Source organism: Streptomyces niphimycinicus, from assembly GCF_018883605.1.
In the GTDB taxonomy this organism is placed as follows: Bacteria; Actinomycetota; Actinomycetes; order Streptomycetales; family Streptomycetaceae; genus Streptomyces; species Streptomyces niphimycinicus.
On sequence record NZ_JAHLEM010000197.1, the window covers coordinates 1 to 9052 of the forward strand.

The 9052-nt window shown below is 69.3% G+C and carries 7 protein-coding genes, 3 tRNA genes and 2 pseudogenes; 7 read left to right on the forward strand and 5 right to left on the reverse strand.

Annotated elements, in window-relative coordinates; translation table 11 throughout:
- The 3 genes and pseudogenes from KN815_RS18985 to KN815_RS18995 all read right to left on the reverse strand — a co-directional run.
- Positions 1 to 365 (reverse strand): annotated as a pseudogene (locus KN815_RS18985) (hypothetical protein); the annotation flags it as partial.
- A 491-nt stretch (positions 366 to 856) separates the two neighbouring features.
- Positions 857 to 1207: a metallopeptidase family protein gene (locus KN815_RS18990; RefSeq protein ID WP_216343148.1), complete on the reverse strand. Its 351-nt coding sequence runs from the start codon at positions 1205 to 1207 to the stop codon at positions 857 to 859.
- A gap of 127 nt (positions 1208 to 1334) precedes the next feature.
- Positions 1335 to 1502: a hypothetical protein gene (locus KN815_RS18995; protein WP_216343149.1), complete on the reverse strand. Its 168-nt coding sequence runs from the start codon at positions 1500 to 1502 to the stop codon at positions 1335 to 1337.
- 31 nt (positions 1503 to 1533) lie between these two features.
- Between KN815_RS18995 and KN815_RS19000 the strand changes: the two genes are divergently transcribed.
- The 6 genes and pseudogenes from KN815_RS19000 to KN815_RS19025 all read left to right on the forward strand — a co-directional run bounded on the left by KN815_RS19000 (position 1534) and on the right by KN815_RS19025 (position 5382).
- Complete coding sequence (locus tag KN815_RS19000) at positions 1534 to 3126, forward strand: metallophosphoesterase family protein (protein ID WP_216343150.1); 1593 nt, start codon at positions 1534 to 1536, stop codon at positions 3124 to 3126.
- An 81-nt stretch (positions 3127 to 3207) separates the two neighbouring features.
- A tRNA-Glu gene (locus KN815_RS19005) sits at positions 3208 to 3283 on the forward strand.
- 220 nt (positions 3284 to 3503) lie between these two features.
- Positions 3504 to 4327, forward strand: a pseudogene (locus tag KN815_RS19010) (DUF1684 domain-containing protein).
- 201 nt (positions 4328 to 4528) lie between these two features.
- A tRNA-Asp gene (locus tag KN815_RS19015) sits at positions 4529 to 4603 on the forward strand.
- Between the two features lie 4 nt (positions 4604 to 4607).
- Positions 4608 to 4681, forward strand: a tRNA-Phe gene (locus KN815_RS19020).
- Positions 4682 to 4839: 158 nt separating this feature from the next.
- Positions 4840 to 5382 (forward strand): NUDIX hydrolase, encoded by a 543-nt coding sequence (locus KN815_RS19025; protein ID WP_216343151.1) that lies wholly within the window; start codon positions 4840 to 4842, stop codon positions 5380 to 5382.
- Here the strand turns inward: KN815_RS19025 and KN815_RS19030 are convergent.
- Complete coding sequence (locus KN815_RS19030) at positions 5379 to 6695, reverse strand: NsdA family TPR-like regulatory protein (RefSeq protein ID WP_216343152.1); 1317 nt, start codon at positions 6693 to 6695, stop codon at positions 5379 to 5381. The genes KN815_RS19025 and KN815_RS19030 overlap by 4 nt on opposite strands.
- Before the next feature lie 83 nt (positions 6696 to 6778).
- On the opposite strand from KN815_RS19030, the gene KN815_RS19035 reads away from it, so the two are divergent.
- The gene (locus tag KN815_RS19035; RefSeq protein WP_253209078.1) at positions 6779 to 7300 is read left to right on the forward strand and encodes an ATP-binding protein; all 522 of its coding nucleotides are present in this window, start codon (positions 6779 to 6781) and stop codon (positions 7298 to 7300) included.
- Between the two features lie 1090 nt (positions 7301 to 8390).
- On the opposite strand, the gene KN815_RS19040 is transcribed toward KN815_RS19035, so the two are convergent.
- Positions 8391 to 8606, reverse strand: a complete 216-nt coding sequence (locus KN815_RS19040; protein WP_216343153.1) for a hypothetical protein — start codon at positions 8604 to 8606, stop codon at positions 8391 to 8393.
- Positions 8607 to 9052: the final 446 nt, after the last annotated feature.

Consider the following 9052-nt stretch of genomic DNA (forward strand, 5'->3'; position numbering starts at 1 on the left):
GGCCGGGGCGCGGGTGGCGCGTCGGACGGGGTGGCGCCGCCCGGCTGCGGCGGGGCAGAGGGCTCCGGTCCATGGTGCGGGGCCCCGTGCTTACCGGGCGGGGCCGAGGGATCGGCCCCGGGGTCGGTCGCGGAGGCCGAGGCCGACCGGTCCTCGCCGTCCTTCCGCTTCTCGCCCTTCTTCCCCTTCCCGTCCTTCTTGTCCCGGTCGGAGTCCTCGTACGCACGCCCCCTGCCGTCCGACCGCACCACGGCGCCGCCCGTGTCCGCCGCGTCGCCCTTCTGGTGGGAGCCGCGGTGCTTGTCCGGCCGCTCGGGGTCGTCGGCGATGCTCATGCAGCCGCCCAGCGCCATCGTGACGGCCACGAGCGCCGCGAGCGCCGCCCCGCGCGCGGCGGGACGGGGCGCCCGGCAGGAGGGCCGGAACGTCCGGGGGGAGCGGGACGTCCGGGGGGAGCGGGACGTCCGGGGGGAACGGGACGTCCGGGGGGAACGGGACGTCCGGGGGGAACGGGCGGTGCGAGGAGCGGGGGATCCGGGCACGGGGAATCCAGGCATGCGCGGGACACCTCCAGACGGCAGGGATGTGACGCCCTGCCCAACTGGCCCCGCCCCACCCAGGACACGCATACGGCGCGGACCCGGGCCCATCGCGTAGACCGCGCGTCCGGCGTCGGTCGTAGGCGGGGGGCGACCGGAGACCGAAATCGGCTACGGGCCGGGGCGGCGAAAGCCGGGGTCGGCTGCTGCCCGCGATCAGCCCAAGGCCGTGATCAGCCCAAGGCCGTGATCAGCCGAAGGCCGGGTTCAGCCGAAGGCCGGGTTCAGCCCAGGCCGGGTTCAGCCCAGGGCCGGGATCAGCCGTAGCCGAGCGCGTGCAGCCGGTCGTCGTCGATCCCGAAGTGGTGCGCGATCTCATGGACCACGGTCACCTCGGTCTCCTGGACGACGTCCTCCCGCGTCTCGCTCATCCGCAGCGTCGGACCCCGGTAGACCGTGATCCGGTCCGGCAGGACGCCCGCGTACCACTCACCCCGATCGGTGAGCGGCGTCCCCTCGTAGAGCCCGAGCAGCTCGGGATCCTCCGCCGATGGCTCGTCCTCCACGAACACGGCGACGTTGTCCATGAGGCGTGTCAGCTCCGGCGGAATCCGGTCCAGGGCCTCGGCGACCAGTTCCTCGAACTCCTCGCGCGTCATCTCCAGCACGAGGCCATTGTCAGGCAGCCGGGCCCGGAAAAGGAGCGGTCCGCGCCAAGGCATCCGCGCCGGACGCAGGACAGGCACCTGGCGCGCCCCCACCGCACGGACACCAGGGCATCAGGGCATCAGGGCATCAGCCACACCGCACCGCCCGCACCCGCACCCGCACCCGCACCCGCACCCGCACCCGCACCCGCACCCGCACCCGCACCCGCACCCGCACCCGCACCCGCACCCGCACCCGCACCCGCACCCGCACCCGCACCCGCACCCGCACCCGCCCAGGCGTACGCCCAGGCATACGCCCCCGTACGGCCGGGCATACGGGAGCAATGGCCCGCGAACCGCTCCGGCTGCTCCGTGCCACCGCCCAGCGCGCACGTACCGCGGCCGTCTCCCCCATTCGCCGCTTCCGCCGCCCCTCGCGTCCCCGCTCCCCCGCCGCCTCCCCCAAAGCCGCGGCGTTCGACCCCTCGGCGCTCGACCCCACCGCGCGCCCCCGCCCCCTCGTCCGCGCCGCCGGGCTGACCGCCGTGACCGTCCTCGGCGCCTGGATCGGCCTGCTGGTGGTCGGCAGCGTCCATATCTCCGTGGGTCCCATGGACACGCGGATGGCGTTGCGGCCGTCCCTCACCGGCGGCACCGAGATCAACGTGGCCCCGCTCGGCTCGCTCGAGCTGAACAGCCACCACGCCCCGCTCCGCCTGGACGTGGATGTGGACCGGCTCGACCCCATACGGTCCCAGGCCCTCGTCGACCACCCCGAGCGGCTCTCCGGACTTCAGGACGAGGTCGCGACCGATGTCACCCGCGGCACCCTCGGCCTCGCGTTCCGCTCCTGCGTCGCCGTCGTCTTCGGCGCCACCGCGCTTGGCCTGGCGGTCTACGGCCGTCCGCGCCGGGCGCTGGCCGCCGGGGGGCTCGCGCTCACGCTGCTGATCGCCTCCGGCGGCGCCGTATACGCGACCTGGAACCCCAATTCCGTCTTGGAGCCGCGCTACTCCGGGCTGCTCTCCAGCGCCCCCTCGGTGGTCGGCAACGCGCGCAGCATCGTGAGCGACTTCGACGTGTATCAGCGGGAGTTGGCCCGGCTGGTGACCAATGTCACCCAGCTCTACGAGGCGACCTCGACGCTCCCCGCGTATCAGCCCGATCCGACGACCATGCGGGTGCTGCACATCTCGGACGTCCATCTCAATCCGGCCGCCTGGCACATCGTGGAATCGCTGGTGCGGCAGTACAAGGTCAGCGTGATCATCGACACGGGCGACACGATGGACCACGGCACCGCCGCCGAGAACGGCTTCCTCGACCCCGTCTCCGACCTCGGCGCCCCCTATGTCTGGGTGCGCGGCAACCACGACTCGGCCTCGACCCAGCGCTACCTCGCCCGGCGCAAGGGGGCGCATGTGGTGGACCACGGCGAGGTGATCAACGTCGCGGGGCTGCGGATCGCGGGTATCGGCGATCCGCAGTTCACCCCCGACCGTTCCAGCGCGGCCGCCGGTGACGCGGCCGAGCACAGCGCCGGGCGGCGGCTGGCCGAGGCGATCCGGGACCGTAAGGCCACCGGCGCCCCGGTCGACATCGCCCTCGCCCACAACCCGATCGCCGCCCGGGAGACCGACGGCACGGTGCCGCTCGCCCTCACCGGCCATGTCCATCACCGCCGTACGGAGGTGCTCCCCGGCGGCACCCGGCTGATGACGGAGGGGTCGACGGGCGGCAGCGGGCTGCGGGCGGTGGACGACGGCACACCGGACACGGTGCAGGCGTCGGTTCTCTACCTGGACCGGGACACGCGACGGCTCCAGGCGTGGGACGAGATCGATCTGGGCGGTCTGGGCCTGGCGAAGGCCGAGGTCAGCCGTCATCTGCCCGCCGAGAACCGCCCGGGCGCGACACCGAGCCCCACCACTCCGTAAACCGTTTTGGCGAACCTCACCGGCATCCCATATGCTTCTCGCGTCCCCGAAAGCGCCGCAAGGCGCCCAGGTGGGCCATCGGCCCTCATCGTCTAGTGGCCCAGGACGCCGCCCTTTCAAGGCGGTAGCACGGGTTCGAATCCCGTTGGGGGCACCACTTTCTTTTGGTCACCGCAGGTCGAAACGTACCTGGCGGTGACTTTTTTATGCGCACACACGCTCCGAAACCCCGCGGCACCCGCGGAAGCCCCGGCACCCCGGAACTCCCAGAACGCCCAAAACTCCCGGAACTCCCGGAACTCCCGGAATGACTTCCTCCCCCACGGGGTTGTACGCGACGGACCCGCCGCAGACCCCACGCACGCGAGGGAGCGCAGATGACCGTCCAGGACGTCGACCGGATGAGCTTCGCCGAGGAGTGGGAGCGGTGGCACCGCGCCCATGAGCAGGCACTCGCCGACCCCCACGGCTTTCTCGCGATCACCAGCCTGCGCTGGCTGAGCCCGGAGCCGACCCGCTTCGAGGACGCCCCCGGGGCCTGGTCCAGCGGCCCGGAGGGCGTGGCGGTCGAGCTGGCCGACGGCGAGGAGCTGACGGTCGACGGCACGGCGGTGCACGGGCGGTACGTCTTCGGGGCGATCGCCGAGCGGGACAGCCTGTACGCGGAGTACGGAGACGCGTGATCGAGATCGCCAAGCGCGGCGGCCACGACATCGTCCGCCCCCGCCACCCCGGCAACCCCCTCCGCACCGCCTTCACCCACACCCCCGCCTACGCCCCCGACCCCCGCTGGGTCCGCCGCGGCCGTTACCTCCCCTTCGACGAGCCGCGCGCGATCACCGTGGGCGCCGTGGCGGAGGGACTGGAGCACGTCTACGACGCACCCGGGCAGGTCGAGTTCGAGCTGGCGGACGGCGAGACGTTCCGGCTCACCGCCTTCAACGGCAAGCGGCCCGGCAGCCTGATGGCCCTCCTCACCGACGCGACCTCGGGCGTGACCACCTACGCCGCGAACCGCTCCCTCCAGATCCACGCCCCCGACGAGGCCGGCCGGGTCACCCTCGACTTCAACCGCGCCGCCAACCTCCCCTGCGCCTACACCGACCTCGCGACCTGCCCCCTGCCGCCCACCGAGAACCGGCTCCCGGTCGCGATCGAGGCGGGTGAGCGAATCCCCCTGGAGCGCGGCGGCCACCCATGACGCAGGCCGACGCCAGCCGTGTTCCGACCCCTCGGTGAGCGGTCAGAACACGGTCAGAGGTCTGATACGCTGATCCAGCGACAACGACGCGGCGGAGAAAAATCAAGGCCCGGTTCGAAATCGCGAGGAGTGCGAATCCACGGCGAGAAATTCCGTTGGGGCCGCACCCCACATGTGCGAGACTCGTGCTCGTACACGCAAGGTCCTGTGGAGCAGTTTGGAGTGCTCGCCACCCTGTCAAGGTGGAGGCCGCGGGTTCAAATCCCGTCAGGACCGCTGCGGCTGGGTAGCTCAGTTGGTACGAGCGTCCGCCTGAAAAGCGGAAGGTCGCCGGTTCGACCCCGGCCCCAGCCACCGCAGCCCTCACCAGGGCAAAGCCCCCTCCCGGTCCGTCCGGAGGGGGCTTCTTCGTTGGCGTAGCGGCGATGCCTTACAGCTCTGGTACGCACCGTAAGAGCGCGGGCCCAGGGAGTGAAATGCTGGGCATCGCATCGACGAAGGGGAGTGGCCTCATGCGGTGGACCGTCCATGGCGAACGGCAGATCTACAGCAACCCTTGGGTCAACCTGTGGCTGGTCGACGTACAGCAGCCCGACGGCCGCCGCTGGGAACACCACGTCGTACGCATGCGGCACCTCGCCGTCGCCGCCGTGGTCGATGATCACAAGCGCGTCCTGATGATGTGGCGCCACCGGTTCATCACCGACGCCTGGGGCTGGGAACTGCCCATGGGACTCATCGAACCCGGCGAGACCCCGGAGCAGGCCGCCGCCCGCGAGGTCGAAGAAGAGACCGGCTGGCGGGTCGAGGCGATGAAGCCCCTGGTGTACGCACAGCCCGCGAACGGGATCACCGACTCCGAGCACCATGTCTTCCGAGCCGACGGAGCCACCTACATCGGGCCGCCGACAGAGCGGAACGAATCGGACCGGATCGAGTGGATCCCCCTCTCGGAGATAAGGGGGATGATCGACCACCGCGAGATCGTCAGCAGCGGCAGCCTGGTCGGCCTGCTGTATCTGCTGCTGGACGAAGGGACCAAGAGCGCCGGCTAGCCAAGTGACTCTCGCATCCGCTGCTCGAACCTGATCACCGGCGCCTCGCGGGCATATGGAGCCAGACGGCGATGGAATTCGTGGATATGCCCGGCGACCCGAGGTGAGTCGATCACGGCACTTAGATCGAGTGCCAGTCCAGCGCTGTGGCACGCGTCGCCGAGCTTGCCCTGCTCGAGCTGGGTGCTGGCGAGCCAGAAGGCGTGGAGGGCCCGTCCGCGCTGCTGTGCGGACGCTTCACGGCGCAGTCCCTCGGCGATGAGAGGTTCGGCTCGTCGTGCCTCACCAAGACGGGCCAGGGCGATTCCGCTGTCGATGATGAGCTTGGTCTCGTCGAAATAGCGCACCCAGGAGGGTGCCTCGTCCGTCCGGCCGCGTGCACGTTCGAAGAAGTCGCGAGAACGGTCGATGGCCTGGTGGCAGGCGGAGGCGTCGCGAAGAGAGGCATGGGCGAACGCTTCGCGCAGGTGCAGCATGGACATCACCAGAGGCTGGTCGCCGATCCCCCGGGCGACGTCCTGTGCCTTACAGGCGAGAGCGATGGCCTCTGCTGGATTGCCGTCATAGGTGGCTTGCAAGCTCATGCAGGAGAGCACATTGGCCATGAAGAGGCGATCTTCCTGCCCCAGCGAGAGGCCCAGGGCTTGGCTGAAGTAAACACGTGCCGTGCTGTACTGACAGGCATCGAAATAGGCCCAGCCCGCGAGGCGGGCCAACTCTGCGGCGAGGGATCGAAGGTCCCGGCCCAGAGCCTCCCCGGCATGCCGCATCACCTGTGTGACGTAGGTGAGGTTGCCGACGACCGCAGGCCGCAGGGGCGCGCCACCGTGCTGGTCGTCCCGACGCCAGTAGTCCTCTACGGAGGAGCGCAGCGCGGCGAGCGTGGAGCGAGTGACCTGCGAGTCGGCCAAGGGAAGTAGGTGATCCAGGCTCTCCCCGGCGACAGAACCGGTAGCCGCTGCCCCGTGCGCAAGCCGTGACTCAGGGGCCGGGCTCCGCTCGTTCTCCGGAGCCGACGCGGGAATCTCCCAGGGCCGGTGCGCCAGACCCAGCATCGCGCCGGGGATGCGCAGCCCATCGGCGACTCTCTCGATTACGTCGATATGGGCCAGACCACGACGTCCAGCCATGATCTCGCCGACTCTGCTGGGCGTCATGCCGCAAAGGGCGGCGATACGCGAGGGATAGATCCCTGCTTTGAGCTTGACCATCTGGAAAATGCAGGTGAAGTCGCGCTTCTGGCATGCGTCCTGCCACTCAGGGCTGGCCAACAAGGCTGGTGGCAGCGCCCCCTGAGGCTGCGGTGCGGGCACTCTTGCCCCTCTCCCTCGTCCCACGGAAGCGGGCTGTCCGGGCGGTCAAGCGACCATGATTTTACCCACGTTGGGTAATCAACATGACCTGTTTCGGTTACGACCGCTGCGATGAGCTGGCCCCCTGGAACCACCCACGACGAGGGGACGCGATGCTCCCGATGACCAACGACAACCAGCAGCAGATCACCGCCCAGCGATGGGCGATGCAGTTCACCTCCACGCCCAGGTGCGTCCGTCTCGTCCGGAGCCTGGTCGACAAAACCCTGCTGAGCTGGGGCTACGGACGAGAAGACATCGACCGTACGGTCCTGGTCTGCAGCGAGTTGACGACCAATGCCGTGCAGCACGGCCACCGGCGCGGTCACCGCTTCGAAGTCCGCCTCAGCGGCGAAGGCGCCACGTGCCTTGTCGAGGTCTCCGACGCCCTCAGCCGTCGATTGCCTCGCCTCATGGAGACCAGCGACGAGGACGAGCACGGCCGAGGGCTCCAACTCGTCTCCGCACTTGCCAAGGAGATGGGGCACCGCGCCCGCAACCCCATCGGCAAAACCGTCTGGGCCCGCCTGGCTCTCCTCACTCCGGAGGAGGACACCCGTGCATGAGCTGATCGCCGCTCCATTCCTTGTCCATCGTCTCCTGATGAGTCCCGGCAGAGCCGATGCCGCCCGGCTCCCGGTCACCGCGTACCGGGAGTTGGAGACGGCCGCAGGCTCCGTTGCGGTACCACCCGGTTGGTTGGTGGAGATGGCGCTCTAGTCACCGGAGACTCGCCCCTTCGGCAGACCACGGTCAACCGAGCCCCCAGGCACCTCGCGACCAAGCTCCGGCACGACCTGAAAAGCGGAAGGTCACCGGCTCGACCCCGGCCCCAGCCACCACCGCCCCTACCAGGGCAAAGCCCCCTCCGGGTCCATCCGGAGGGGGCTTCTTCATTGCCTGTGACACCTACGGCTGACGCGAACGGCGCAGGATCTACGCCAGCCGATCTCCAGGAGGCCGAGCGCCTTCCGCTGCTCATCGAGCGAGGCGTGGGTATGGACCTGCATCGTCAAGCCATAATCGCTGTGCCCGGCGATCTGCTGGACGACGCGCACGGGAACGCCAAGATCGTGATGCAGGTGTGGCGCAGATCATGAAAGCGTCAGGCCAACGGCTACTGAGTTACAACCTTCTTTACGGGTTCAAGGCGGCTCGCTCCGCTCACCGTGCGCGGCCCGGCCGCCGTCCGTGCCGCGCATAGAGCAATCAGCCGCCTGATGCCAGAGAAGGGGTACATCGTGGCTGAGGCGGTCGGCTCCACGGCTTTAGGCAGCCACTTTGGGGCGAGCTTCTAAGATCATGGCCCCAACGTCGTGCTTTACCGGGCAGGTCCACAGACTGCCCGACGCGCCGCAAGCTTACGGGGCCATGATCACTCGCCCCAAAGCAGCTCCAGCCCAAAGCCGCTCCACCGACCTCAAGTCATCGACAACAAGGACACCACCCAGCTCGCAAGGCAAGATGGACTGACGGTGATCAAGCAATCGTTATCGCCGCTGGTACTGACATACCGCGCCCGATAGCCCGCAGGCGCAGAAAAGTCCATGCGGTCCCCCATGGCGCAGGGACCCGCCGAACCACCTCGGGCCGTTTCTGGGTCAACCAGGATGAGGACGGGGCGGCCCTGGTGACGGGCCGCCCCGGTGTGACGCTTTAGGCAGTGCGCTTGAGGTGTGCCAGGACGCCCATGCCCACACTGAACGCAGCCGCAAAGGCGCTGCCACCGCTGGCAAGAGCAGCCAGAGGGCCGCCGTCCAGCGCGTTCACGGCGATAACGGCGACAAGAGCCACCACGGTGGCGCCGAGGGCGACGATCGTGACGTCCCGGGCCGGGTGGTTGCACGTCTGATGGGCCGAGTTGGTCGACACCGTTCCTCCATTGAATTGTTCACTCGTCGGCTGAATTCGGGCACACGTCACCTAGGTGAGCGGGTGCCTAATTCAGTCGTGCGTAGCGGGCTATGGAGCCCGCAACCAGCGGGACGCTGGTAGGAACGCGTCTGACGAGGACGTCAATGAAGTCTCCGAACAGGCAGAGGAAAAATCGGTGCGCAACATGCTACCCGACTGTCAACTGCTGAGCACAGGAAGGCAGTTCGCAGACACTCGGTTGGCCAGCCGAGGAGACCTCGGCAACTGCCCTCGGCGGCCTAGACGAAGAGGTCAACTGACGCCAGCCGTGACGCCAACGGCCGCGTACGCCGACGCCAGCAGCGGACGTCAGTGGACCGCCGAGCCAGGCGAAACGGCCCCCGGCAGCCGTCCCACCCCGCCTGAAAAGCGGAAGGTCGCCGGTTCGACCCCGGCCCCAGCCA

Excerpts from the sequence above, each read along its gene's own strand:
- KN815_RS18995 (WP_216343149.1), bottom strand. The coding sequence starts at position 1,502 with ATGCCTGGGCGTACGCCTGGGCGGGTGCGGGTGCGGGTGCGGGTGCGG.
- KN815_RS19000 (WP_216343150.1), top strand. The coding sequence starts at position 1,534 with ATGGCCCGCGAACCGCTCCGGCTGCTCCGTGCCACCGCCCAGCGCGCA.
- KN815_RS19025 (WP_216343151.1), top strand. The coding sequence starts at position 4,840 with ATGCGGTGGACCGTCCATGGCGAACGGCAGATCTACAGCAACCCTTGG.
- KN815_RS19035 (WP_253209078.1), top strand. The coding sequence starts at position 6,779 with ATGACCTGTTTCGGTTACGACCGCTGCGATGAGCTGGCCCCCTGGAAC.